The sequence below is a fragment of the Rhodocyclus gracilis genome (genome assembly GCF_009617575.1).
Classification (GTDB): Bacteria; Pseudomonadota; Gammaproteobacteria; order Burkholderiales; family Rhodocyclaceae; genus Rhodocyclus; species Rhodocyclus gracilis.
This window is the reverse complement of record NZ_WIXJ01000016.1, coordinates 1-24,211: the sequence shown is the minus strand read 5'-3', so window position 1 is coordinate 24,211 and position 24,211 is coordinate 1. Positions and strand designations below refer to the sequence as shown.

At 65.5% G+C, this 24,211-nt stretch carries 24 protein-coding genes; 13 read left to right on the top strand and 11 right to left on the bottom strand.

The window, feature by feature from the left end; translation table 11 throughout:
• Positions 1-155: 155 nt before the first annotated feature.
• From GHK24_RS13260 to scpB, 5 genes are all read right to left on the bottom strand, one after another.
• Positions 156-998: a hypothetical protein gene (locus GHK24_RS13260; protein WP_153473358.1), complete on the bottom strand. Its 843-nt coding sequence runs from the start codon at positions 996-998 to the stop codon at positions 156-158.
• A 119-nt stretch (positions 999-1,117) separates the two neighbouring features.
• The gene (locus GHK24_RS13940) at positions 1,118-3,241 is read right to left on the bottom strand and encodes a tetratricopeptide repeat protein (RefSeq protein WP_153473357.1); all 2,124 of its coding nucleotides are present in this window, start codon (positions 3,239-3,241) and stop codon (positions 1,118-1,120) included.
• A 129-nt stretch (positions 3,242-3,370) separates the two neighbouring features.
• Positions 3,371-4,399 carry an RNA methyltransferase gene (locus GHK24_RS13250; RefSeq protein ID WP_153473356.1) on the bottom strand — a complete coding sequence of 343 codons (1,029 nt, stop codon included), beginning with the start codon at positions 4,397-4,399 and terminating at the stop codon, positions 3,371-3,373.
• A 77-nt stretch (positions 4,400-4,476) separates the two neighbouring features.
• Positions 4,477-5,751: a dicarboxylate/amino acid:cation symporter gene (locus GHK24_RS13245; protein ID WP_340666197.1), complete on the bottom strand. Its 1,275-nt coding sequence runs from the start codon at positions 5,749-5,751 to the stop codon at positions 4,477-4,479.
• 9 nt (positions 5,752-5,760) lie between these two features.
• Positions 5,761-6,534 (bottom strand): methylmalonyl-CoA decarboxylase, encoded by a 774-nt coding sequence (gene scpB / locus GHK24_RS13240; protein WP_153473355.1) that lies wholly within the window; start codon positions 6,532-6,534, stop codon positions 5,761-5,763.
• A 385-nt stretch (positions 6,535-6,919) separates the two neighbouring features.
• Between scpB and GHK24_RS13235 the strand changes: the two genes are divergently transcribed.
• A complete protein-coding gene (locus tag GHK24_RS13235) occupies positions 6,920-8,803 on the top strand; it encodes a potassium transporter Kup (protein ID WP_153473354.1) in 1,884 nt (627 codons plus the stop codon).
• 41 nt (positions 8,804-8,844) lie between these two features.
• On the opposite strand, the gene rfaE2 is transcribed toward GHK24_RS13235, so the two are convergent.
• Positions 8,845-9,384, bottom strand: coding sequence for a D-glycero-beta-D-manno-heptose 1-phosphate adenylyltransferase (rfaE2, locus tag GHK24_RS13230; protein ID WP_153473353.1), 540 nt, complete (start codon positions 9,382-9,384; stop codon positions 8,845-8,847).
• A 202-nt stretch (positions 9,385-9,586) separates the two neighbouring features.
• Positions 9,587-10,591 carry a MerR family transcriptional regulator gene (locus GHK24_RS13225; RefSeq protein ID WP_153473352.1) on the bottom strand — a complete coding sequence of 335 codons (1,005 nt, stop codon included), beginning with the start codon at positions 10,589-10,591 and terminating at the stop codon, positions 9,587-9,589.
• Positions 10,592-11,097: 506 nt separating this feature from the next.
• Here GHK24_RS13225 and folE2 point away from each other — a divergent pair.
• The 9 genes from folE2 to GHK24_RS13180 all read left to right on the top strand — a co-directional run bounded on the left by folE2 (position 11,098) and on the right by GHK24_RS13180 (position 19,345).
• Positions 11,098-11,898 (top strand): GTP cyclohydrolase FolE2, encoded by an 801-nt coding sequence (gene folE2, locus GHK24_RS13220; protein WP_153473351.1) that lies wholly within the window; start codon positions 11,098-11,100, stop codon positions 11,896-11,898.
• 72 nt (positions 11,899-11,970) lie between these two features.
• A complete protein-coding gene (locus GHK24_RS13215) occupies positions 11,971-13,308 on the top strand; it encodes an NAD(P)/FAD-dependent oxidoreductase (RefSeq protein WP_153473350.1) in 1,338 nt (445 codons plus the stop codon).
• On the top strand, positions 13,305-14,117 hold the full coding sequence (locus GHK24_RS13210) for a DUF1365 domain-containing protein (protein WP_340666196.1): 813 nt from the start codon (positions 13,305-13,307) through the stop codon (positions 14,115-14,117). Before GHK24_RS13215 ends, GHK24_RS13210 begins: the two co-directional genes overlap by 4 nt.
• Positions 14,114-15,436, top strand: coding sequence for an SAM-dependent methyltransferase (locus GHK24_RS13205; RefSeq protein WP_228384710.1), 1,323 nt, complete (start codon positions 14,114-14,116; stop codon positions 15,434-15,436). Before GHK24_RS13210 ends, GHK24_RS13205 begins: the two co-directional genes overlap by 4 nt.
• Positions 15,433-15,963: a chalcone isomerase family protein gene (locus GHK24_RS13200; protein WP_153473349.1), complete on the top strand. Its 531-nt coding sequence runs from the start codon at positions 15,433-15,435 to the stop codon at positions 15,961-15,963. The genes GHK24_RS13205 and GHK24_RS13200 overlap by 4 nt, the downstream gene beginning before the upstream one ends.
• Before the next feature lie 2 nt (positions 15,964-15,965).
• Positions 15,966-17,423 carry an MFS transporter gene (locus GHK24_RS13195; RefSeq protein ID WP_153473348.1) on the top strand — a complete coding sequence of 486 codons (1,458 nt, stop codon included), beginning with the start codon at positions 15,966-15,968 and terminating at the stop codon, positions 17,421-17,423.
• On the top strand, positions 17,420-17,986 hold the full coding sequence (locus GHK24_RS13190; protein ID WP_153473347.1) for a DUF3833 domain-containing protein: 567 nt from the start codon (positions 17,420-17,422) through the stop codon (positions 17,984-17,986). The genes GHK24_RS13195 and GHK24_RS13190 overlap by 4 nt, the downstream gene beginning before the upstream one ends.
• A gap of 15 nt (positions 17,987-18,001) precedes the next feature.
• The gene (locus GHK24_RS13185; RefSeq protein WP_153473346.1) at positions 18,002-18,823 is read left to right on the top strand and encodes an SDR family NAD(P)-dependent oxidoreductase; all 822 of its coding nucleotides are present in this window, start codon (positions 18,002-18,004) and stop codon (positions 18,821-18,823) included.
• A gap of 12 nt (positions 18,824-18,835) precedes the next feature.
• Positions 18,836-19,345, top strand: a complete 510-nt coding sequence (locus tag GHK24_RS13180) for a nuclear transport factor 2 family protein (RefSeq protein ID WP_340666195.1) — start codon at positions 18,836-18,838, stop codon at positions 19,343-19,345.
• 63 nt (positions 19,346-19,408) lie between these two features.
• On the opposite strand, the gene GHK24_RS13175 is transcribed toward GHK24_RS13180, so the two are convergent.
• The 4 genes from GHK24_RS13175 to GHK24_RS13160 are packed head-to-tail and all read right to left on the bottom strand — an operon-like array spanning position 19,409 to position 21,536.
• The gene (locus tag GHK24_RS13175) at positions 19,409-20,086 is read right to left on the bottom strand and encodes a BON domain-containing protein (RefSeq protein ID WP_228384709.1); all 678 of its coding nucleotides are present in this window, start codon (positions 20,084-20,086) and stop codon (positions 19,409-19,411) included.
• Entirely contained in the window at positions 20,083-20,676 is a 594-nt protein-coding gene (locus tag GHK24_RS13170; protein ID WP_153473345.1) for a phosphoheptose isomerase, read from the bottom strand. Before GHK24_RS13170 ends, GHK24_RS13175 begins: the two co-directional genes overlap by 4 nt.
• A gap of 43 nt (positions 20,677-20,719) precedes the next feature.
• Positions 20,720-21,253: an HIRAN domain-containing protein gene (locus tag GHK24_RS13165; protein ID WP_228384708.1), complete on the bottom strand. Its 534-nt coding sequence runs from the start codon at positions 21,251-21,253 to the stop codon at positions 20,720-20,722.
• Positions 21,162-21,536 (bottom strand): YraN family protein, encoded by a 375-nt coding sequence (locus GHK24_RS13160; protein WP_167682773.1) that lies wholly within the window; start codon positions 21,534-21,536, stop codon positions 21,162-21,164. The genes GHK24_RS13165 and GHK24_RS13160 overlap by 92 nt, the downstream gene beginning before the upstream one ends.
• A 14-nt stretch (positions 21,537-21,550) precedes the next feature.
• On the opposite strand from GHK24_RS13160, the gene rsmI reads away from it, so the two are divergent.
• The 3 genes from rsmI to GHK24_RS13145 all read left to right on the top strand — a co-directional run bounded on the left by rsmI (position 21,551) and on the right by GHK24_RS13145 (position 24,063).
• Positions 21,551-22,399 carry a 16S rRNA (cytidine(1402)-2'-O)-methyltransferase gene (gene rsmI / locus GHK24_RS13155; RefSeq protein ID WP_153473344.1) on the top strand — a complete coding sequence of 283 codons (849 nt, stop codon included), beginning with the start codon at positions 21,551-21,553 and terminating at the stop codon, positions 22,397-22,399.
• Positions 22,400-22,457: 58 nt separating this feature from the next.
• Complete coding sequence (pyrC, locus tag GHK24_RS13150) at positions 22,458-23,501, top strand: dihydroorotase (protein ID WP_153473343.1); 1,044 nt, start codon at positions 22,458-22,460, stop codon at positions 23,499-23,501.
• A gap of 64 nt (positions 23,502-23,565) precedes the next feature.
• On the top strand, positions 23,566-24,063 hold the full coding sequence (locus tag GHK24_RS13145; RefSeq protein ID WP_153473342.1) for a hypothetical protein: 498 nt from the start codon (positions 23,566-23,568) through the stop codon (positions 24,061-24,063).
• Positions 24,064-24,211 lie beyond the last annotated feature (148 nt).

The following is a 24,211-nucleotide window of genomic DNA, read 5'->3' as shown; positions in this document are numbered from 1 at the left end:
TGCACAAGCGCCTGGTGCGCAGAAAACCCTTCGCCCATGTCCGCGTCTTCCTCAAGGACCTCGCGCATTTGTTGGGGTTGGCAAAGGCGTGAGTCGCTGACCGGGTAATTGCCACGCGGGCGGCGGAACAACCTTTAACCGTCGTCCCGCCGGCATTACTCGGCGCTGCCATACTGCGTCATGCGCGGTGCCCCGAGGAAAGCGCTCACATACTTTGCCTGCGCGGTTCTGCCGAATATATGGTAATGCGCGAAATTGAGTAAGGCAGGCTCGATATTGGTATTGATGGCGCGACGCTGGCAATAGGCAAAATAATCCACCCCGCGCTGGCGCAAACGCTCGTAAAACCATGCGGGTAATCCTTTCCGATCTCGCGGATGGAGTTTTACCAGCATGGGCAGGCCGCTTTTATTCTCGTGCAGCATCACATCGATGATTTCGCAGACCATGCGGCAGGCGGGATCGATCTGACGGGTATCGCAATAGCGGTTTGAAATCCCCCAAAAACTCAGGAGCTGCGCCGACGTTTCCCGTGGCGCGACGACGAGCGGCAGACGATTGACGCCGGCCATGCCGAGAAACGCGTCATCCGAGCAGGCAAACGCACCCGCGTATTTCTCGCAGCGAGCGTCAAGAGCGCTTTCGGGAATTTCGTTCAGATGCGCCAGACGGCGACGGTCGATTCGCCAGGCGTCGACAAGGCTGGCGGCGTCAAGGGCCGCAACGAGCGCCGCCTCGTCGAGCGGCGTCGGTGCGCAATACTGCGACAGCAGCGCGGTATTGGCGCTGGTATAGCCCTCTTCCAGATAATAGATTTCCCGGACGCGCCCACTGATTTTCAGCAGCTTGCCAAAGAGAAACGCCGTGTGCGGCAGATAGATGGCCACATCCGCCGTCGCCGGAATCCGCTCGTGAATGCGCTGTAGTAACTCGCAGGTCCGTGAAATCGACCAGATACCGTCATCCTCGACCGCGCAATTGACGCGCTCGCCGGCCATTGCCCGCCCGCCGACGACGAGCGGCGCCGTCAATGAGCGCTGACGGATGCTCGCCATCGCCACCGAGTAGGTGATAGGGCTGTGCACGAAAAAAACGTGGGCGAGCGATGCACCCGTCGTCATGGCAAGCTCCGTGCGGCGACAAACTCCCGCAACTCGCCCGCCAGCGCGTGCAGTGTCGGTGTCCAGTCGTCGGCCATGCTTTGCCGGAAAAGACGCAGCGCGCCGGGGTACCACGGCGAATCGCGCCGCTCACGCAGCCAACGCCAGTCACAGCCGGTGGCCGGCAGCAGCAGCCAGCAGGGTTTGCCCAAGGCCCCCGCCAGATGCGCAACGGCGGTATCGACGCAGATCAGCAGATCAAGCTCGGCGATGACTGCCGCCGTGTCGGCGAAGTTGGTCAGTTCCTCGCCCAAGTCCTCGCCCCATTTCAACCTCGACGGCATTGGCCGCATCGGCAGCGGCGCGGACGGGTCTTTCTGCAGACTGATGAAGCGCACGCCAGCGACCTCCCACAAGGGCGAGAGCACGCCAGGATCGGCGAGCGAGCGATGTGCGTCGTTGCGATGCGCCGGATTGCCCTGCCAGACGAGACCGACCTTCACCGCCTCTCCAGCCAGACGGTCGCGCCAGCGCGCGGTGTATTCCGGCGGCACCGACACATACGGCAGCGGCGCCGGAATGCTGTCGAGCGTCGTGCCCAGTCCGCCGGGCAGGCTCAGCGGCAACGCCCAGAAATCATGCGCGTCGAGCGCGGCCGAATCGCTGACGACGGCGTCGACGCCATCCACCGTCGCCAGCAGTGGCGCCAGCGTCGGCGGGCAGACCACGGTCAGCCGTGCCAATCCGCGCGCCTTGAGCAACGGGGCATAGCGGATGAACTGCAGGTAATCGCCGAAGCCCTGCTCCGGCCAGAGCACGAGCGATTTACCGGCAAGCGGCTCGCCGCGCCAGACGGGAAAAGGCAAAACCGGCAAGGCAACGGCCTCATCCGAGCGGCCGGCCGCATAACGCGCCTCGACGTCGGGCCACGCCTCGACATAACGCCCCTGGCTGAGACGCAGCCAAGCGAGATTCCAGCGCGCATCGGCAAAATCGGGGCGCACCATCAGCGCGTTGAGATACGCGGTTTCGGCGACATCGAGACGGCCGAGCTCGGCAAGCAGCTTGCCCAGATTGAAGTAGGCATCGGCAAAATCGGGCGCCAGAGCCAGCGCGCGGCGGTAGGCCGCCTCCGCAGCCTCGCTTTTGCCAGAGCCCTGCGCGCGCAGGATATTGCCGAGGTTGTAGTGGCTCTCGGCCACCTCTTCCGCCAACAGGATCGCCTGTCGCGTCGCCGCCTCGGCGTCGGCGAGGCGGCCGCCATCAAACAGCAGCGAACCCAGATTGCGCAGCGCGCCAAGGTGCGTCGGGTTCAGCGCCAGCGTCTGCCGATAGGCGGCCTCGGCCTCCTCGGGGCGCGCGGTTTTTTGTAACAAATTGCCATGGTTGAAGTAGGCCTCGGCGAAATCCGGCTTCAAGGCGCAGGCGTAGTGGAAGAGCGCATCGGCTTCGGCGGCGCGTCCGGTCTCGCCGAGCAGCAACGCCAGATTGTTGTAGGCCTCGGCGAAGGCGGGTTGCAGCGCGAGCGCGCGGCGGTACGCCGCCTCGGCCTCCGGCCACTGTTGGCGGGCGTGCAGGTGGCTGGCCAGATTGAAATACGGCAGCGCCACCTCGGGAGCGGCGGCAATCGCCTGACGATAGGCCGCCGCCGACTCGTCCGGACGACCGCGCTGACCGAGGATATTGCCCAGATTGTTGTAGGCGTCGGCCAGTTGGGGCGACTGCGCCGGCAGCAGCGCGAGGGCGCGCCGGATGTGCGCCTCCGCCTCATCCAGACGGCCGTCGAGGCGCAACACTTTGCCCAGCGCGTTATGGGCGTCACCCAGATCGGGCGCCAGTTCGAGGGCGCGGCGAAAGGCTGCTTCGGCAACGGGGAAGCGCTGCGTGTCCTGAAGCAGAAAGCCGAGATTGACGAGGATGAGCGCGTTTTCGCCGAGCGCCAGCGCCTCGCGCATGAGCGCTTCGGCGGCGACGGAATCGCCCGTTTGCTGCAACGCGACGCCGAGAAGATGTAGCGCGTCGACATGCTGCCGGTCGACGGCGAGGATCTGCCGATAGGCCGCGACAGCCTCCTCCAGGCGCCCCGCCTGATGAGCGGCGAGAGCCACCGAGACGTCCGTGGGCGCGACATCCTGCTGCACTGCATTCTCCTCGTGGGCTGTATTTTTGCCGTGATGCTAGCGCCACCGGGGTTTAAGCAAATTAAGGGGAATGTAAGCAGCTGTAAGACGGCGCAGGCGTTACAGCCTCCCGGCGCTGCGCGAGGACGCTCAATCGACGCTGAGCGTTGGCGGCGCCATGTCCACGGCGCGGGCGCGGAGCTGGCCGCAGCCGGCGTCGACATCCTGCCCGGCGGAATCGCGCAAGGTCGTCAGCACGCCCCGCTGGCGCAGCGTACGCGCCATCATCAGCGCCGCTTCGTGCGCCGGACGACGGAAGGCGAGCGCCGCCGTGCTGTTGTAGGGGATCAGGTTCATCAGCGCGTATTTACCCGCCAGCAGGCGGACGATGCCGTCGATCTCCTCGTCGCCATCATTGACGCCCTCGATCAGCGTCCATTGGTACTGGATCGGGTAACCGGTGGCGCGTGCGTAATCCTCACCACAGGCGACGATCTCCTCCGGCATCAGGCGCGGCGCATGCGGCAGGAGTTGCGCGCGCCGCTCGGCGCGGCTGCTGTGCAGCGACAGTGCCAAGGCGGGCTTGACGACAGCATTGGCCAGACGCGTGAAGACGCGGCGATCACCGACCGTCGACAGCACCAGATTCTTGTGGCCGATCCCGCCCAGGGTGCCGAGGCAATCAATGGCGTCGAGGACGTTGTCGAGGTTGTGGGCTGGCTCGCCCATGCCCATGAAGACGACCTTTTTCACCGGACGGCGACGACGGGCAAGCGCCACCTGCGCGACGATCTCGGCGCTGCCCAGTTGACGCAAGAGACCATCGCGGCCGGTCATGCAAAACACACAGCCCACCGCGCAACCGACCTGCGTCGAGACACACAGCCCGTCACGCGGCAGCAGCACGCTTTCGATACGCTGCCCGTCGGCCAGCGCGACGAGCAGTCGAATCGCGCCATCCGAGCCGCTGTGCTCGGAGTCGACGCGCGCCAGCGCCGCCAGATCCGCCTCGATGCGCGGCCATTCGTCGCGCAGGGCCAGCGGCAGGAAATCCTGCGCGCGACTATGGCGGTTATCCAGCGCCCGCGCCTGACACCAGGCCCGCAGGACGCGTTCCTCATGCACCGGCTTGGCCCCCAGCGCGCGCAGACGCTGGCGCCAATCGTCGAGACGCCGCATAGAGCCGCCCCTGCCTGCGCACACAGCGTCAGCGACGACAGCCGGAATAGCGAGTTCGCCCGCCACAGCGCGCATGCTCAGGCCGCGCCCCTGGCAGAACCGCCCAAGGCCATTTTTTCGACGATCAGACTGCCGACCATATCGCCTTCGACGTTAACGGCCGTGCGTACGGTATCGAGGATGCGGTCGATCGGCAGCAGCAGGGCGATCGCTTCGGTCGGCAAACCGACCGATTGCAGCACCAGCACCATACTCAGCATGCCGACGCTGGGAATCCCCGGTGCGCCGACGGCGCCGAGGATGGCGACGAAGACGATGATCAATTGCTGCGCGATATCGAGTTCGATCCCGGCCAGCCGGGCGATGAACAACGCGGCGGCGCCCTCGTAGAGCGCCGTGCCGTCCGAATTGAGCGTCGCACCGAGCGGAATGACGAAGTCGGCGACTTCGCGGCGCACGCCGAGGTCTTCGCTGACGCAGCGCAGCGCCACCGGCATCGTCGCGGCACTCGAACTGGTGCCAAAGGCCAGCACCATTGCGTCGCGGGCGCCACGCCAGAAACGCAGCGGCGTCATGCCCGTCACCGCAAAGAGAATCGCTGGCAGGACGACCACGCCGTGCAGCAGCGTTGCGCCGATGACGACGGCGATGAAATAGGCGAGGCTGCCGAGCAGGCTGACATCCTGCGTCGCCACGAGGCGCAGCAACAGGGCGCCGACGCCGAGCGGCGCCAGCCACATGATCCAGCGCACCAGAACGAGCGCGAGCTCCTGCAATTCCTGCATGGTGCGCCGCAGGTGGGCGTAACGTTCGCCGCCGGCCGCAAGGGCAATGCCGAAGACCAGCGCCACCACCACCACCGCCAGAATGTCGCCCTGCGCCAGTGCGGCGAAGGGATTCTGGAAAATGCCGTGCAGAAATTGTGCGAAGTAATCGGCAAAGGGCATCTGCCGCGCCTCGAAATTGCGCGTGGCGTCGGCGAACATCTCGAGATGCATGCCCTCGCCCGGCCGGAAGATATTCGCCGCGGCGAGGCCAATGGCGATGGAGACGAGCATCGAAAAGACGAAGAAACCGAGCGTCCACCACCAGACGCGCTGCACGCGGTGGTGCGCGCCGAGGCTGGCGACGCCGCAGACGATCGAGGCGAATACCAGCGGCACCAGCACCATGCGCAGCAGATCGAGGAAGAAGGTGCTCGCCAGCTTCGCGGTGTACAGCACCGCGACGCCGGTCGGCGTCGCCGTCCCGGCGGCGGTCAGCGCAAAACCGCCCGCCACGCCAAGCGCACCGCCGATGAGCAGCCAGGCGTTGAGGCCAAGGTGTCGTGGCGAGGGGAGTATCGCGTTCACGGCGCTCACCTATTCGCCGCGAAACACCGGCGCCCGCTTTTCCTTGAACGCATCGATGCCCTCGACGTAATCACGACTCTTGAAAACGCGATGCCGCAGTTCCTGAATGCGCTCGAAGATGCCCGGCTGCAATGGCGCCGAATCGGCGAGCATGCGGAACTGCTCCTTGAGCGCGGCGACGGCAAGCGGCGCCTTGCTGGCGATGCCGTGCGCGATATCGAGCGTGAAGGCGCGCAACTCGGAGGCATCGACGCGGTGATTGATGATATGCCACTCCTCGGCCTCATGCGGGCTGACCGAACGGGCGGTAAACAGCATTTCCTTGGCGATGTTGAGCGGCAGGCGGCGCATGAAGTTGAGTGTCCCGGCGGTGTTGTACGGCAGGCCGAGATTGACCGGCGTCAGGGCGAACGAGCAGGTATCGTCGCCGATGGCAATGTCGCAGGAGAGCACCAGATCGGTCGCGCCGCCCCACACCGACCCGCTGACCATGGCGATCACCGGCGCCGGAAAATGCCGCACACCGCGCAACAACTGTTCAAGCGGATCGGAGTAGAGCAAGGGGTCTTCGCCCAGCGGCAGTTCATGAATGTCGTGTCCGGCCGACCAGACCTTACTGCCGACGCCCGCCGTCAGGATCAACACGCGCACGCGCGCCGCCGCCATTGCGTCCATGGCTTCGAGCAATTCACCCACCAGCGCACGCGAGAGGGCATTACGCTTTTCGGTGTGGCACAGCGTGAGGATGCCGACGTAACCGTCCACTTCGCTGCGGATGTACATGCGCGTCTTTCTGCCCGGCGGGCACTGAAGAGGTGGCCGATTATGCGCGATTCGCCGTCGCTGACGAAAGCCGGCCCGGCGATGCAGTGGCATTACTTTGGCGCCCCGCCCGTTTTCGGGCAGAATTCGCCCCGTCGCGAAAGGTCGGCATCGGGTAACGACGCGGCCGATTCGCTGTCGGAGCGCAGGTAGCTGCGATCCGCCACGACCAACCCGCCGGGAAGGCCGCCGACACGACCGTAACACCCCGTGCGCTGGACAGCCTACCCTGCGCGGAAACTGCCACCGGCCAGTCGCCGTCAACAGACCGGCAAGACCGCCCACCGCCCCCCGTCAGACCGGTACGCAGATAGTTCCAGACCCGAACGCGAGACACATGACTCCCATGCAAGCACTTCATCGCAACGGCGAAACCCGGCTGCCGGCTCTGGCGCTGGCCGCCCTCGGCGTCGTCTATGGCGACATTGGCACCAGCCCGCTGTACACCATGAAGGAAGTGTTCGCCGGCAACCACGCAATTCCGCTGACGGCGGACAATGTGCTCGGCATCCTGTCGCTGATCGTCTGGGTGCTGATCGTCATTGTCTCGGTCAAATACGTCTTCTTCATCCTGCGCGCTGACAATCGCGGTGAAGGCGGCATCATGGCGCTGATCGCCCTCGCCCTGCGCGACGCCAAGGGCAAGCCGAAGCGCGAAAAAGCGATCATGCTCATCGGCATCCTCGGGGCTGCGATGTTCTACGGCGACGGCATGGTGACACCGGCCATGTCGGTGCTGTCGGCGGTCGAAGGCATCGAGGTGGCGGCCCCCTCCTTCGAGCCCTTCGTGATCCCGCTGACGCTGATCGTGCTCTTTCTGCTGTTTTTCTTTCAGCGCAAGGGGACGGCCTCCGTCGGCGCGCTGTTCGGGCCGGTGATGGTGGCGTGGTTTTTGACGCTCGCCGCGCTCGGTCTCTACAACCTCAACGCCGAACCCGGCGTGCTGCGCGCGCTCAATCCGCTCTACGGCATCAATTTCCTGATCGAGAACCGCGGCATCGCCATCGTCGCCATGGGCGCCGTCGTGCTGGCCGTGACCGGCGCCGAGGCGCTTTACGCCGACATGGGCCACTTTGGCCGCTCGCCGATCCGGCTCGCCTGGTTCGGACTCGTCCTGCCGTCGCTGATCCTCAATTATTTCGGCCAAGGTGCGCTGCTGCTCGCCGATCCGACGGCGATGGACAACCCCTTCTTCCGCTCGGCGCCGGAGTGGGCGCTGTACCCGCTGATCGGTTTGTCGACGGTCGCCACCGTCATCGCTTCGCAGGCGGTGATCTCCGGCGCCTTCTCGGTAACGCGGCAGGCGATGCAGCTGGGCTTCGTCGCCCGCGTCGAGGTGCAGCACACGTCCGACCGCGAGCAGGGACAAATCTACCTGCCGGCCGTCAATTGGGGGCTGCTCGCCGCCGTTGTCGTGCTCGTGCTTGGTTTCCGCTCGTCGAACAATCTGGCCGCCGCGTACGGGCTGGCCGTCACCGGCGACATGGTGATCACCTCGCTGCTGGCGACCGTCGTCGCCGCACGCGTATGGGGCTGGGGCTGGACACGTGCTGGGCTGCTCTTCGCCTGTTTCCTCGCAGTCGAGCTGTCCTTCCTCGTCGCCAACGTGATGAAGATTCCCGACGGCGGCTGGTTCCCGCTGGCCGTCGGTGTCGTCGTCTTCACGCTCATGACCACCTGGAAGCGCGGCCGTCAGCTGCTCAACGAGCGCCTGTCCGGCGAAGCGATTGCGCTGGTGCCCTTTATCGACGCGCTGATCGTCGCGATGCCGCCGCGCGTGCCAGGAACGGCGGTCTTTCTCTACGCCGACCCCGATGCCGTGCCGCACGCCTTGATGCACAATCTGATGCACAACAAGGTGTTGCACGAGCGCATGGTGATCGTCTCGGTGCGAGTGCTCGACCAACCGTACGTGCCGGCCAGCGAACGCATCGAATTGCAGGCGCTGAAGGCTGATTTCTATCGCGTCGTCGTACGCTACGGATTCAAGGACGACACCGATCTGCCGCAGGCGCTGTCGCTTTGCGCCGCCAAGGGCTTGGCGCTCGACATGATGGAGACGTCGTTCTTCCTTGGCCGCGAAACGCTGATTCCGCGCCTCGACTCGGAAATGGCGCTGTGGCGGGAAAAACTCTTCATCGCCATGTTCCGCAACGCCAGCAGCGCCACCAACTTTTTCAAGATCCCGAGCAACCGCGTCGTAGAACTGGGGACGCAGGTCGTTCTGTAGCCAGACACCCCGCCAGCGGGTCTGCTAGAGACACCGCCGCGCTAGAGGCGACGGATTTTTTCCAGCAGCGAGGTCGTCGAAGTCTGGTGCAGGAAGGGGATCGAGACGACGCGCCCGCCCGCCGCGGTCACCTCGGTGGCACCGACGATCTTGTCGACCGACCAGTCGCCGCCCTTGACCAGCACGTCGGGCCGGCAATCGAGAACGCGCGCCAGCGGCGTGTCTTCGTCAAACCAGGTCACCAGCGAAACGCTTTCCAGCGCCGCCATCACCGCCAAGCGGTTCGCCAGCGGGTTGACCGGTCGATCGTCCCCCTTGCCCAGGCGCCGCACCGACGCATCACTATTGAGCGCCACCACCAGCGACGCGCCCAAAGCCCGCGCCTGCGCCAGATAGGTCACATGCCCCCGGTGCAGGATGTCGAAGCAGCCATTGGTGAAAACCAACGGCCGCGGCAAGGCCGCAATCTGCGCCGCAAACGCCTCGGCACGGGCACGCGGCGAGCGTTCATCGTCGCCACTGAGCTGTGCCTTCGGCGGCACGACGATCTTCGATTCAAACGCGGGCGAGGGGAAATCCATGGCTGAAGTCCGGAGCAGAGCCGGACAGCGCCGGCGAAGGCGCCGATTCTAGCATCGGCGCACGCTGCGGGCCGGCGCGCTCACGCTGTCGCCTCTTGCCGCCGCATGTAGCCGCCTGCCGCACCTCAGCCCTCGACTTTGCCCGCCTCGCCCGCTTTGCCGCTCATCAGCAGCCCTTGCCCGCGCTCGCCGCCCGCAGCACTCAGCCGCGCGCCGAACGCCAGACTTCGAGCGCCTGCAAGGCCGAATCGAGGCTCGGAAGAATGCGAATCCCCTGCCCGTCCGATGCATTCCCGGTAGCCGCGGCGGCCACGGCGGCGCGAGCGCGCTCGGCACCGCCACCGCCGATCCACAGCTCAACGTGTGGCGGCAACATGCCGCGCAGCTGGCTGACCAGCGGCGCCACCTGCCGCGAAGGGAAGGATGCCGAGAACGACAAGGCAACGATATCGGCCGCATGTGCCTGTGCCGCGAGACGGATGTCGAAGAGCGGCGTCTGCGCGCCCAGAGGAATACACGTCGCGCCTTCCAGCGCGAGCAGCGACTGCACCATCAGCAAACCGAGCGTGTGCAACTCGTCGGGCAGCGTGGTGAGCAGGACGCGCGGCGCGGCGCCCATTCCCGGCAGGGCAGACAAGGACTGGCGCAACAGCGTCTTGATCTGCTCGGTGTAAAGATGCTCCTCGAACACCTCGATCTCACCGCGCATCCACGCCTCGCCAACGGCGACGCTGAGAGGCCCGACGGTGTCGATGACAAAACGCCCGACCCCTTGCCGCAGCAGGGCTTGATTCAGGGTCTGCTGTAGCGCGGGCAGATCATGAGCACGGATGTGGGTGAGCGCCCGTTCGATGAGTGGCGCCAAGCCACTGGCCTGCCCGTCGCTCAGCCCGGCCGTTGCGGGCGCGGCACAGCCTTCCACACAGGAAGCCGCAGTGCCGGTCGCTGCGGTTCCGCGCGCCGCCAACTGCACGAGATCGGCATCGGCAACGCCGACGAGGCGCCCCGGACGATGCCCCTGGTCGATCAGCCGCTTGATCAGCCGCAGGCGGTCGACCTGCTCGGCCGGATACAGTCGCTCGCCACAGTCGTCGCGTGCAGGAGAAGGGAAGCCGTAGCGACGCTCCCAGGCGCGCAGCGTGTCCTTGCCAAGTCCGGTGTCGCGCTCGACGGCGCTGATGCTCAGGTGGGGTCGGGGTGCGTTCATTCTATCCAGGGCGCAGGGCGCGCAATGCGCGTCGCATGGCAGCCGGAGGCACGCCATTGACATTGAAATTGTGTATCGATATCGTAGCGGCGACGTTCTGTTTTGTCCATGACAAACAAACCAGCGGACGAAGCCATCAACTTATACAACGCCTTGGTCAACACCAAGCAAATGCAGTTCATTTAGTCTTTAATTAATGCACCGCACAACGACAGAAGCGGCTTCGCGCAGGGTGAGCAAAAAATTTTTAGGGTAATTGTCCAAGACAAATCAAAGGTTTTGTGGGGAAAATGACGGCAAGTGGAGCGGCGACGAAGAACTCCCTTCACGGTAGCCGGTCGAAGATTTACGACAGGATGCGCGGGCATCGCTTCCGTGCGCGCCAAGTTCAGCACACGCCGCCAGAGAAAGCGGCTGCGTGCTTGTGAATCCTGCGGCGGCACCGATCACTGCACCGTTCGCCAATTTTCCCACGCCCTTGCGGCAAACACCCAGGAGACGTCTCCATGAATGCTCCCGACCAATGCTTCCTCCCCGATATTCAGGCCAGCGTCGACACGCGCCAACTCGCCATCCACAAGGTTGGCGTCAAGGGGCTGCGCTATCCGCTGGCCCTGCGCGATGCCGACGGCCAGGTTCGTCACACGGTCGCCGACATCGCCATGTCGGTCGGACTGCCGCCGGAAGTGAAGGGCACGCACATGTCGCGCTTCGTTGAAGTGCTGGAACGCCAGCGCGCACCGCTCGACGCCTCCGGCGTGCTGACGATGCTCGAAGAAATGCTGCTGCGCCTCGACGCGTCAAGCGGCAGCATCGACATGGCCTTCCCGTACTTCATCACCAAAAAGGCGCCGGTTTCCGGCGTCGAAAGCCTGCTCGATTACGACGTCCGTCTCATCGCCGACAAGCGCGAGGGGCAACGCGCCGAACTGTCGATCGAGATCGTCGCGCCGGTCACCAGCCTGTGCCCATGCTCCAAGGAAATCAGCGAGTACGGCGCGCACAACCAGCGTTCGCACATCACCATCGCTGCCCGCCTGCGCGCACCGCTGACGCCGGAAGCGCTGGTGCGCCTCGCCGAAGAAGAGGCCTCGTGCGAAGTCTTCGGTCTGCTGAAGCGCCCCGACGAAAAGTGGGTCACCGAGCGCGCCTATGACAATCCGAAATTCGTCGAAGACCTTGTTCGCGACATCGCCCTGCGTCTGATGAAGACGCCAGAGGTGGCGGAGTGGACGGTGAAGTCGGAGAACTTCGAATCGATTCACAACCACTCGGCGTACGCCGAAATCAGCGGCGTGAACGCTTGAGCGCCGCCCGTCGTTCCGTCGGCGACGGGTAGTCGCCGCCGCGCCGCCCCACTCACACCAGGGAGATAAAAAATGCAGGGAGCAACGCGTATTGCCGTTGTCGGCTCGGGAATATCGGGCCTGTCGAGCGCCTGGCTGCTGGCGCAAAAGTACGAGGTCACGCTGTTCGAGGCCGGTGACTACCTCGGCGGTCACACCAACACTGTCGACGTCACGCTCGATGGCGTCAGCCACCCGGTCGACACCGGCTTCCTCGTCTACAACACGACGACCTATCCGAACCTGACGGCGCTACTGGCACAACTGGGCGTCGCCAGCGTCGAAACGGAAATGTCGTTTGCCGTCAGTCTGGAAGAACCCGATCTCGAATGGTCGGGCAGCAGTCTGGCGACGGTGTTCGGCCAGAAGCGCAACCTCGTCCGCCCCGACTTCCTGCGCATGCTCTCCGACATCCTGCGCTTCAACCGCGAGGCCATCGCCTGGGTCGACACGCATGCCGACGACGAGCGCACGCTACGCAGCTTCCTCTCCGAAAAAGGCTATTCGCGCTCGTTCCAGGAGTGGTACCTGCTGCCGATGGCCGCCGCCATCTGGTCGTGCCCGGCAGGCCAGATGCTCGACTATCCGCTCGTCACCTTCGTCCGCTTCTGCCGCAATCACGGCCTCTTGCGCGTGCTCGACCGGCCGATGTGGCGCACCGTGCGTGGTGGCGCACGCGAATACGTGAATCGCCTGGCCGGGCTGATCGACGAAGTGCGCCTCAATGCGCCGGTCAGCGCGCTGCGCCGCGTACCGGGCGGCGTTGAAGTCGTCTCGCCGCGCGGCACCGAGCGCTTCGACGAAGTCGTGCTGGCGTGTCACAGCGATCAGGCGCTGGCCATCCTCGGCGAAGAGGCGACGGACGACGAACGCAGCGTCCTTGGCGCCATTCGCTACCAGCCGAATCGTGCTGTCCTGCACAGCGATCCGGCCCTCCTGCCGCGCGACCGTTCGCTCTGGGCGGCGTGGAATTATTCGTCGGCGAAGGGCGATCTCGACCACCGTCCGGTAAGCGTCTCTTATCTCATCAACCGCCTGCAACCGCTGCCCTTCAAACAACCGGTGTCGGTCACGCTGAACCCGCAACGCGAGCCGGCGGCCGACAAAGTCATCGCCGAATTCAACTACGCACACCCGATTTTCGACGCCCCGGCGGTTGCCGCGCAGCGTCGTCTGGCGACCGTCTCCGGCCGACAACGGGTCTGGTTCTGTGGCGCCTGGGCAGGGTACGGCTTCCACGAAGACGGCCTGAAATCCGGGCTGGCCGTTGCCAACGCGCTCGGCTGCCACGCCCCCTGGCAGGGTGCGGAGCGCGCGCAGGAAGTCCCGCCGCTGATCTTCGGCGGCCGCACGACGGGAGCGCTGGCGTGAGCGAATCGGTTGCCCGCATCGGCTTCGGACAGGTGATGCACAGCCGGCTGCGTCCGGCGCTGCATCGCTTTGTCTATCCGGTGTATTTCTTCCTCCTTCCGCTGACGCGGATCGAGCAGGCGGGCAGCCGGTTTTTTTCGATCAATCGTTTCAACCTCTTTTCGTTTCGCTACGCCGACCACGGCGACCGCGACGGATCGTCACCCTTGCTATGGATTCGCAAGCAACTGGCGGCGGCAAACCTGCCGACCGATGGCGAAGTCTGGCTGCAAACCTTCCCGCGCGTCCTTGGCATCAACTTCAACCCGGTCAGCTTCTGGTTCTGCCATGACGCCGACGGCGCGCTGATCGCCATTCTCGCCGAAGTCAGCAACACCTTCGGCGAACGCCACCACTACCTGCTGGCGCACCCCGATGGCAGCGCACTTGGCAACGGCGAACTCCTCGAACGACGCAAGGTCTTCCACGTCTCGCCGTTCAATGAAGTACAAGGCGGCTATTGCTTCCGCTTTCAGCGCCGCGAGGCTACCGGCGTGCCGTTCGCCACACCGCCGGTCGAGCCGCAAATCGGCGAACAGCGACTGGCGCGCATCGATTATGCCGACGCCGACGGCGATCTCCTGCTTACCTCGGTCTCCGGGCGCGTCGAAGCGCTCAGCGGTGCGGCACTCCGGCGCGCCGCCCTTGTCTACCCCTGGCAATCGCTGCTCGTACTGGCACGCATTCACTGGCAAGCCTTGCTGCTATGGCGCAAGCGTGTGCCGTTTTTCCGTAAACCCGATCCCCCGCTTGAGGAGACGACGCGATGAATTCCGTGAACACTTCGCTCGCCATGCCATCGGCAGCGCCGGCCGCGATGGGCTATTCCGCCCCGTCGACGGCGACGCGCGCACTGGTGGATGAGCAAAGTCTGACGCGGACGGCCGCCCTGGCCCTCACCCTATTTTCTGGCCTTCGCCACGGACATCTCGCCCTGCAACTACCCGACGGCTCGCAACGCCACTTCGGCGAGTTCGCCACCGAAGCGACGGGCGAACAGGCGGTTGCGGCGGAAGGCGCCGCGCCGCTGCGGGCGTCCATCGTCATTGGCGACTGGTCGGTGTTTGACGATGCCGTTCATCGCGGCGACGTCGGCTTTGCCGAAGCGTACATCGACGGCCGCTGGCAAACCCCCGATCTCGCTGCCCTGCTGACCCTGCTGGCGCGCAACCGCGATGCCTTGCAGACGGCGATCTACGGTAACTGGCGCGGCCTGCTCGCCGCGCGTCTGCGCCACCTGTTCAACGCCAACACGCGCCGTGGTTCGCGGCGCAACATCATGGCCCACTACGATCTGGGCAATGAGTTCTACCGGCAATGGCTCGACCCGACGATGAGCTACTCGAGCGCGCTCTACGCCAGCCCGGATCATTCGCTGGCCGATGCGCAACTGGCGAAATATCGGCGCATCCTGCGCCGCCTGAACGTGCAAGCCGGCGACCGTATCCTCGAAATCGGCTGCGGCTGGGGCGGCTTTGCCGAAGTGGCAGCCCGCGAGGCCGGTGCGCAGGTGCATGGACTGACGCTGTCGCCGGCACAGCTGGCGTTTGCGCGCGAACGCATGGCCAAAGCCGGCCTGTCCGACCGCGTGACGCTCGAACTGCGCGACTACCGCGATCTGAAAGGCGTGCGCTACGACCACATCGTCTCGATCGAGATGTTCGAAGCCGTTGGCGAACGCTGGTGGCCGCGCTACTTCCGCACGCTGCGCCGTCTGCTGGCGCCGGAAGGCCGCGCGCTGGTGCAGACGATCACCATTCGTGACGATCTGTTCGCCCGCTACCGGCGCGGCACCGATTTCATCCAGCAGCACGTTTTCCCCGGCGGCATGCTGCCGTCGCCGGCGGTCTTCAGCCGCCGCGCCGCCGACGCGAAGCTCGTCGTGCGCGATGCCTTTGCCTTCGGCAGCGACTACGCGCGCACGCTCGCCGAATGGCGTGAAACCTTCGAGCGCGAGCTGCCGGCGGTCAAGGCACAAGGGTTCGACGAACGCTTCGTCCGTCTGTGGCGCTTTTATCTGGCGTATTGCGAAGCGGGCTTTGCCAGCGGCAGCACCGACGTCGTCCAGTTCGAGCTGGCGCCAGCATGATTCGCGCACTGCTCTTCATCCCCCTCATCGCCTTCGCAGCACTGGCGACCGCACTGCCGACGGCAGTCCAGCACATGGAACCGACGGTGTGGCAGCAATGGGGGAGCGGCGAAGTGTCGCGGCTGGGTTTTCGCCTCTATCGGGCCACCCTGTGGGTCGCCGGAGGCGAACCGCAGCGCGCCCCGACAGCCCTGCAACTCGACTATCGGCGTGACATTCGCGGCACGACCTTGGTCGAATCGAGCATCAGCGAAATGCGCCGCCTCGGCGCCAGCGAAGAACAGCTGACGCGCTGGCAACGCGCACTGAGCGACGTTCTGCCGGATGTCAAAGCCGGCGACAGTCTGGTGGCCGTGTTCCGGCCGGGCGACAGCATCAGCCCGGGCGTGACCTTCTTCCACGGCAATCACCAGATCGGCGAGATCAGCGATGCCGAGTTCGGGCGCGCCTTTTTTGCCATCTGGCTCGACCCGGCGACACGCGCCCCCGAACTGCGCGCCGCACTGCTCAAACGCCCGCAGGGCTGATCATGTCTGCCACCGAGCTTCCCGCGGTGGCTGCGACGGTGCTGCCCCCCCGCCCCGCCCCGGCGATTGCCCCACCCCCATCATGGCGGGCATGGAGCCGGCGGCTCGCTTACGGCGCCCTTGGCTTGCCGCTCGCCATGGCGGCACTGCCGATCTATGTACACGCCCCACGCCTGTGGGCCGAAGCAACGGGGCTGAGCCTCGCCGTACTCGGCGGCGTGCTGCTGGCGGCCCGCCTGTGCGACGCCGTCATCGATCCGCTGCTCGGCGCCTGGAGCGACCGCGCCGGGCGTCGCCAGGGCCTCATTCTTCTGGCACTACCGTTCCTTGCCGCCGGCTTTTTTGCCTTGCTGCATCCGCCGCCGCAGTTCGCTGTTCTCTGGTTGCTGCTCTCGTTGCTGACAACGTACTTCGGTTTCTCGCTGGCGAGCATCGCCTATCAGGCCTGGGGGGCCGAGATCGGGCGCGATGCGGGCGAACGCACGCGTCTGGTGGCGTGCCGCGAAGGCTTCGGACTCGTCGGCGTCGTCCTCGCCGCGGTGCTGCCAACGCTTCTTGGCACCTCGCCAGCGAACGGCAACCCACTCGCCGACGGCGCGCCAACGGGGCTGGCCGCCGGACTCGCCACGCTGGCGTGGATCTACCCGCCGCTCCTCGCCGCACTGGGCGCCGTGACACTGCTTGCTTCGCCGACCCACGTAGCGCACACAAACCACGCGCTCCACTCCCTGCCGCGCCGTCCGCCGTTCTGGCAAGGCTTGCGCCAGCCGCTCGCCGACGCACGCTTTCGTCGTCTGCTCGGGGTCTTCGTCGTAAATGGCGTCGCGGCAGCCTTGCCGGCAACGCTGGTACTGTTTTTTGTCGCCGATGTGCTGCAAGCGGCGCGTTGGAGCGGCGCTTTTCTCGCGCTCTATTTCATCGCCGGCGTCGTCTTCCTGCCGCTCTGGGTCGCCCTCTCCCGACGCATCGGGCGTGTGGCAGCCTGGGTAAGCGCCATGCTCCTCGCGTGCTTATCTTTCGTCTGGGCAAGCCTGCTCGGCCCCGGTGACGTGCTCTCCTTCGGCGTCATTTGCCTGCTCTCCGGCGCCGCGCTGGGCGCGGATTTGACGTTGCCGGCGGCACTCCTCGCCGACATCAGCGCCGGCCGTGTGCCGGTCGCTGGCTATGCCGACGACACCGCCAACGCGGACGATGGTGATAACGCGGCCCAGCGCTGCGCCAGCGAAAGCTCCGCGGGCGGCTACTTCGGCTGGTGGAACCTCGTCAGCAAGCTCAATCTCGCACTCGCCGCCGGACTGTCGCTGCCGCTGCTCGACGTCGTCGGCTATCGCCCGGAGGTACACGAGGCGGGCGCCGTCGCCGCACTGGTCGCCGTTTACTGCGGCTTGCCAATCGTTTTCAAAACCGTCGCCGCCACGCTGGCCTGGCGCTGGCGACGCCAACTGGAGGGATTTTCATGAGATCACTACGCAGAACGATTGCCGCCTGCGTCTTGCTGCCGGCACTCGCGCTCGGCGTCGCCGGATTAAGCGGCTGTGCCGGCACTCCCGTCGAAACGTACCGCACGCAACAGCCGACACTCGATCTCGCGCGCTATTTCAACGGCGTCATCGACGGCTGGGGGATGTTCCAGGACCGCTCCGGCGAGGTCAAAAAGCGCTTTCATGTGGTGATCAACGCCGCGTGGGAAAAGCGCGACGGCCTCGATGTCGGCACGCTCGACGAGCATTTCGAGTGGTCTGACGGCACGACTTCGCAACGCGTGTGGACGATCACGCGCGGCGCCGACGGGCGCTACACCGGTCGCGCCGATGACGTGGTCGGTGCCGCTGACGGCGAGGCGGCCGGCAACGCGCTGCGCTGGCGCTACGTGCTGGCCTTGCCCGTCGACGGCTCGGTCTGGAATGTCGACTTCGACGACTGGATGTACCTGATGGACGACTCGGTGATGATCAATCGCTCGGAAATGCGCAAGTTCGGACTGCGTCTGGGCGAAGTCACGCTCAGCTTCCGCAAGCGCTGACGGAGGCGCCCGACGATGGCCTCCCTGAACCGGCCCATCCACGACTGGCACGGCAAGCGTGTCTGGCTGTTCGGCGCCTCGACCGGCATCGGCGCCGCGCTGGCGCTCGAACTCGCACGACGCGGCGCGCGTCTGGCGCTTTCCTCGCGCACGGAGACGGCGCTGACGCGGGTGGCCACGACGATCCGCGAGAAGTTGGCGACAGCGACGCCAGCCCCGGCGGAAGGCCTCGCCGCGCCGCTTCTCCTGCCCTGCGACGCCAGCGCTGACGCGAGTGTCGACATGGCATGGACGCGCCTCATGGCCGAGTGGGGCGGCGTCGACGTCGCCATCTATCTCGCTGGCGACTACCAACCGATGCGGGCCGACGCAATCGACCTCGCCGTCGCGCGGCGGCTGATCGAGGTCAACCTGATGGGGGCGATCGCTTTCACCGCGCGGGTGGCGCCGCAACTCGTGCAGCAGGGCGCCGGCCACATCGCCCTGACGGCAAGCGTCGCCGGCTACTGCGGCCTGCCCAAATCGCTGGTCTACGGCGCGAGCAAGGCGGCACTGATCAATTTCACCGAAAGCATGTATCTCGACCTCTCACCGGCTGGCGTCGGTGTCAGCGTCATCAACCCCGGTTTCGTCGCCACGCCGCTGACCGCGCAAAACGACTTTCGCATGCCGGCCTTGCAAACGCCTGAGCAGGCTGCGGCAGCTATCGTCGATGGCTTCGCGCGGGGCGATTTCGCCATCGAATTCCCCAAGCGCTTCACGCGCACGATGAAAGCGCTTGCCGCCTTGCCCTACCGCCTGTTTTTCCCGCTGGTGCGACGTTTCACCGGCGTCTGAAGGAGAATCACCGTGAGCCACGCAGAAGAAAACGCAGCGAACATCGCCGCAGCCACAGAGTCGCCGCCGACGCCAACGCCGGAGCGCACAGCAAACGACACGCCATTAGCGCGCGTGGTGGAGTTCTACGCGACGTTTTCGCCGGAGAGTGTCGGCCGCTTCGGCGAGTTCTACAGCGACAACGCCTACTTCAAGGATCCGTTCAACGAGGTGCGGGGAATCCCGGCGATCCAGCGAGTGTTCCTGCACATGTTCGAGCAGATCGCCGAGCCGCGCTTTGTCATCGTCGATCAGGTCACCGACGCTGGCGGTGCCGTGTTGATCTGGGAATTTCACTACCGGATGAAAGCGTGGAAGGCCGGCGGCACGCAACTCATGCGCGGCGTCTCTCATCTGAAGTTCGACGCCGATGGCCGCGTCAACTGGCACCGCGACTACTGGGACGCGGCCGAGGAACTCTACGCCAAGCTACCGGGGATCGGCTGCATCTTCCGCGGACTGCAAAAAAGGCTGTCCGCCTAGCCCTTGCCGAAGCGACAGCGGCAGGCCGCGCCACTTCGGCGCGTGCCTGCCTTGAACGCGGGCTTAGCCCCCCGGACGCTGCTCGGGCTGTTTGCTCTTGTCGGCCTTCGGCAGATCAAGCTCTTTCGCCTTCGCCTCGGAGATGATCTCCATGACGCTGACGACCTTCATGACGCCGGAGGTCGTACGCGCGACATCAATCGCCGCCGAAGCTTCGCGCTGCGTTACCAGCCCCATCAGGAAGACCGTCCCGGCTTCGGTCACGACCTTGACCTGTGTCGCGTTGAAACGATTGGCGTCGATAAAGCGCGCCTTGACCTTGGAAGTCACGTAAGTGTCGTTGCTCCGCGCCGTAAACGAGCTGGAGCCGGCGATGATGATTTCGTTATAGACCCCGGTGACATTCGGCACCTCGCTGACGATGCGCTCTGCCTCGGCGCGAATCTCCGGCGACGGCGCTTCGCCCGTCAACAAGACCTTGCGGTTAAAGCTGGTGTAATTGAGGTGCACGCGATCGCCGAGCTTTTCCGAAATCCGCGAACTGGCCTTCCATTCGATCGTTTCGTCTTCGGTTTGCGTGCCGATCGTACGGCGGTCGACGGTCGCCAGCACGCCGGTACCGAAACCGGCCGCCGCCAGCGGGAAGCAGCCTTGCAAAGCCGGCAGCACGGCGCCGCCGATCAAAAGGGCACACAACAGACGGTTGCGGTGACGCGCAACACTCATGAAGTTCGCTTTCATTCTTCCACTCCCAAAAGAAGACAGTCGATGCCGTCGCACAGACAGTGGATGGTCAGCAGGTGGGTTTCCTGGATGCGGGCGGTCCGCTCGACAGGCACGCACAGGTGGATGTCATCGTCGGCGAGCATCTCGCCGATACGGCCACCGCCCCGGCCGGTCAGGGCAACCACGCGCATGTCCTGCTCGTGCGCGGCGCGAATGGCCTCGATGACGTTGGCCGAGTTGCCGGAGGTCGAGATCGCCAGGAGCACGTCGCCGGGCTGACCGAGCGCGCGCACTTGCCGCGAAAACACCTGATCGAATCCGTAATCGTTGCCGACAGCGGTGAGGATCGACGTGTCGGTCGTCAGCGCGATGGCGGCCAGCGCCTGGCGCTCCGCCTCGAAACGGCCGACGAGTTCCGCCGCGAAATGCTGGGCATCGCCGGCCGAGCCGCCGTTGCCGCAGGCGAGAATCCGCCCGTTATTGACAAGACAGCCCACCATCGTCTCGACCGCGCCGGCAATCGGGGCAGCGAGGAGTTCGACGGCGTCGAGCTTGGTCTGTGCGCTATCTTGGAAGTGCTGGCTGATGCGGTCGATCAGGTCCATGGTCGTGTTGGGCAGCGTAATGACGGTGCCGGCGATTCTAACATCAGAGCACCAGATAGACCGCGAAGGCGATCCGCTGCCACGGATCGGTCGTCTCGCGCAGCGCCGTGATGCGCGCTTCGAGTCGCTCGCCACGGTCGAGTGCGGCGGCGACACTGCGATTTTCCGCGCGGGGAAGGTAGCCGAGGGGATGCCCGTTCCATTCGACACGGACGGCACGCCGGTCGTATCGGTTATCCGGCTCGCGCACCAGCGTCAGCGATGCGCCCAACGTCAGCTGCGACCACAGCGCGTTGGCGTAGTAGTACTGGCTACCGGCCAGCGGCGAATCCTGCACGAGGATTTTGACCGACTCCGCCCTCACCTGAGTCGTCGCGAGAAGCAGAGCAAACAGCAGCAATCCGCTGCGCGCGGGACGGCAAGCGTCGCGCAGCCCCCGGCGCCAATCGCTGGCGCAAAACATGCGCAGATGATGAATCGCTCGTTTAATCGGCAGTAAAAGCATGGCGAACCCAATCGACGTGCGCTTCGTCGAGGCGGTCAAGCAAGACGCAATCAAAGCGGCAATCGGCGTCATTGGCACCGTGTCTTGCCAACCAGTGGCGGGCAGCGAGGATAATGCGCGCTTGCTTGCGCCCGTCGATGCTCGCCGCCGCCCCGCCGTACGCCTGACTGTGCCGCAACCTCACCTCCACGAACACAATGACGCGCGCGTCGCGGCAGACCAGATCGATCTCTCCACCCCGACAGCGAAAATTACGCGCCAACACCATCAAGCCGCGCGCGGCGAGATAGCGGGCGGCGATCGCCTCTGCCTCCTGACCGTGCTGTTGGCGCTGCGTGCTATCGTTGGCCTTCACCGGAGCCCATGTTTATGACGGAAGAATTGCCCGCATTGTACCTGGCGGCCACGCCAATCGGAAACCTCGGCGACATCACGCAGCGCACCCTCGACATCCTGCGCGCCGTGCCCTGGATTGCGGCCGAAGACACGCGGCACAGCGCGCCTCTGCTCGCCCGCTTTGGCGCCAAGGGCAAGCTGATCGCCTGCCACCAGCACAACGAAGAGGCGGCGGCGGCGCATCTGATTGCGCGACTGGCCGCTGGCGAATCGGTCGCCTACGTTTCCGACGCGGGGACCCCGGCGATTTCCGATCCCGGCGCGCGGCTCGTCGCACGGGTGCGTGACGCGGGCTTTCGCGTGGTGCCACTGCCGGGCGCCTGCGCCGCCGTGACGGCTTTTTCGGCGGCGGGATTTGCCGACGAGCGCTTCCTGTTTTACGGCTTCCTGCCGGCAAAAGCAGGGCAGCGCGACGATGCCCTGCGCGCCCTGCAAAGCACACCCTGCGCCCTGATCTTTTATGAGGCCCCTCACCGCATCCTCGACACCGTCACCGCTCTGGCGAACGTCCTGGGCGGCGAACGCGAGGTCTTGCTGGCGCGCGAACTGACCAAGCTCTTCGAGCAATTACACGTCTGCCGGCTCGACGAAGCGCACGCTTGGCTCAGTGCCGACGCAGACCGCCAGCGTGGCGAATTCGTCATCGCTGTCGCCAGCGCACGCGCCGATACGGCGGCTGATGACGCGGAAAGCGAACGCGTGCTGAGCCTACTGCTCGCGGACGGCCTACCCGTCAAACAGGCGGCAAAGCTCGCGCACGCCATTACCGGCGCGCCGAAAAACGCCCTCTACCAGCGCGCCCTTGCCTTGCGGCAAGAGTGATCGCACGCGACGGCGTGACGAAATCCTCTAAAATCGCGCCCATTCAACGAGGTATCCCATGCACATCACGCTGACCCGGCCAGACGACTGGCACCTGCATCTTCGCGACGGCGCCGCGCTGGCGGCGGTCTTGCCACATTCCGCACGGCAGTTCGCCCGCGCCATCGTCATGCCCAATCTCAAGCCGCCGGTGCTGACCGTCGCCGACGCGGCAGCCTACCGCTCGCGCATTCTCGCCGCGCTGCCGGCTGGGCTTGCCTTTACGCCGCTGATGACGCTGTACCTCACCGACAACACCTCGCCCGACGAAATCCAGCGTGCTGCCGACAGCGGCTTCGTGCATGCGGTGAAGCTCTACCCGGCTGGCGCGACAACCAATTCGGCAGCCGGCGTCACCGACCTGCGCCACTGCGACGCGGTACTGGCGCAGATGGAGCGTCTTGGCATGCCCCTGCTGGTGCACGGCGAGGTAACTGACCCTGCCATCGATATTTTCGACCGCGAAAAAGTGTTCATCGACCGCGTCCTGCTGCCGCTCATCGCCCGCCATCCTGGTCTGCGCGTCGTCTTCGAGCACATCACGACGCGCGAGGCAGCTGAGTTCGTCGCTGAAGCCGGGCCCAATCTCGCCGCGACCATCACCGCGCACCACCTGCTCTACAACCGCAACGCCATCTTCGTCGGCGGTGTTCGTCCGCACTATTACTGCCTGCCGGTTTTGAAACGCGAGACGCACCGCGAAGCACTGGTGCATGCGGCCACCTCGGGCAACCCGCGCTTTTTCCTCGGCACCGATTCGGCTCCGCACGCCCAAGGCGCCAAGGAGGCCGCCTGTGGCTGCGCTGGCTGCTACACGGCGCATGCCGCCATCGAGCTTTATGCGGAAGCCTTCGCCGCCGCTGGCGCGCTCGACCGGCTGGAGGCGTTTGCCAGCTTCAACGGCCCCGATTTCTACCGCCTGCCGCGCAACCAGGAGCGGATCACGCTGCGCCAGCAGGAGTGGTCGCCGCCCGCACACTATCCCTACGTCGCCGGCGAAACCCTCGTTCCGCTGCGCGCCGGCGAGGTATTACACTGGCAACTGAGCGAGACCGCAGCCTGAGAGAGTGCGCGTCATCGCTCACGCGTGCTTTGCCGTCTGCTTTTTACGTTTGAGGAGAATTCCGGTGTCGCCGTACAAATTGCTTCCCCTGCTGGCGCTGCCCTTCCTCGCCGCCTGCTCGGATGATCGTGCCACCTACGAAATCGATGGTACGCAGCACTCGCTCACGCTGATCCGCATCCAGCAGTTCCCGTGGGAGCGTAAGGGCGAATTTGCCGTCGTGGCCGCCCATTTGCCCGACTGCACGCGGCGACACGCCATGGACCCGGCCGGCATGGAGATTCCCGTCGAGGTGTTCTCACCGGGTAACAGCGCCTGGATTCTGCGCCAAGGGCGACACCTTTATGCGGTGGAGACGCGAACCTGCGAAGGCTTCGCGCGCATGGACGCCGAGCCGGAAGGTGGTCTGGGAACGCCCGTCGGCAGTTTCCGCAGCGCCGATGGCGAATACCGCTTTGTGCCCGCTCCTGTGGCCACCGCACCGGCAACTGCCGCACCCGCAGCAAACGATAATGCCAGCCCGGCAAGTGCGGCAGCGGATACGCCAGCCAGCTCGAATTAAAGATCAGAGGTAGCGTCCTCTGGACGCCTAGTCGCCACCTCACCCCGAACTGATCACCCGCGGAGAGCCTCCCGCTGCCACCTGCGCGCTTTCCTCGGAAGCGCCCCGGCTAGACCGCCTACCACCGCGTAGCGTCGCCCTGCGACCG

Coding starts and splice junctions, on each gene's coding strand:
- GHK24_RS13260 (WP_153473358.1), bottom strand. CDS start 998: ATGGCCGGCGAGCGCGTCAATTGCGCGGTCGAGGATGACGGTATCTGG.
- GHK24_RS13250 (WP_153473356.1), bottom strand. CDS start 4,399: ATGCGGCGTCTCGACGATTGGCGCCAGCGTCTGCGCGCGCTGGGGGCC.
- scpB (WP_153473355.1), bottom strand. CDS start 6,534: ATGTACATCCGCAGCGAAGTGGACGGTTACGTCGGCATCCTCACGCTG.
- GHK24_RS13235 (WP_153473354.1), top strand. CDS start 6,920: ATGCAAGCACTTCATCGCAACGGCGAAACCCGGCTGCCGGCTCTGGCG.
- rfaE2 (WP_153473353.1), bottom strand. CDS start 9,384: ATGGATTTCCCCTCGCCCGCGTTTGAATCGAAGATCGTCGTGCCGCCG.
- GHK24_RS13225 (WP_153473352.1), bottom strand. CDS start 10,591: ATGAACGCACCCCGACCCCACCTGAGCATCAGCGCCGTCGAGCGCGAC.
- folE2 (WP_153473351.1), top strand. CDS start 11,098: ATGAATGCTCCCGACCAATGCTTCCTCCCCGATATTCAGGCCAGCGTC.
- GHK24_RS13215 (WP_153473350.1), top strand. CDS start 11,971: ATGCAGGGAGCAACGCGTATTGCCGTTGTCGGCTCGGGAATATCGGGC.
- GHK24_RS13205 (WP_228384710.1), top strand. CDS start 14,114: ATGAATTCCGTGAACACTTCGCTCGCCATGCCATCGGCAGCGCCGGCC.
- GHK24_RS13200 (WP_153473349.1), top strand. CDS start 15,433: ATGATTCGCGCACTGCTCTTCATCCCCCTCATCGCCTTCGCAGCACTG.
- GHK24_RS13195 (WP_153473348.1), top strand. CDS start 15,966: ATGTCTGCCACCGAGCTTCCCGCGGTGGCTGCGACGGTGCTGCCCCCC.
- GHK24_RS13190 (WP_153473347.1), top strand. CDS start 17,420: ATGAGATCACTACGCAGAACGATTGCCGCCTGCGTCTTGCTGCCGGCA.
- GHK24_RS13185 (WP_153473346.1), top strand. CDS start 18,002: ATGGCCTCCCTGAACCGGCCCATCCACGACTGGCACGGCAAGCGTGTC.
- GHK24_RS13175 (WP_228384709.1), bottom strand. CDS start 20,086: ATGAAAGCGAACTTCATGAGTGTTGCGCGTCACCGCAACCGTCTGTTG.
- GHK24_RS13170 (WP_153473345.1), bottom strand. CDS start 20,676: ATGGACCTGATCGACCGCATCAGCCAGCACTTCCAAGATAGCGCACAG.
- GHK24_RS13165 (WP_228384708.1), bottom strand. CDS start 21,253: ATGACGCCGATTGCCGCTTTGATTGCGTCTTGCTTGACCGCCTCGACG.
- rsmI (WP_153473344.1), top strand. CDS start 21,551: ATGACGGAAGAATTGCCCGCATTGTACCTGGCGGCCACGCCAATCGGA.
- pyrC (WP_153473343.1), top strand. CDS start 22,458: ATGCACATCACGCTGACCCGGCCAGACGACTGGCACCTGCATCTTCGC.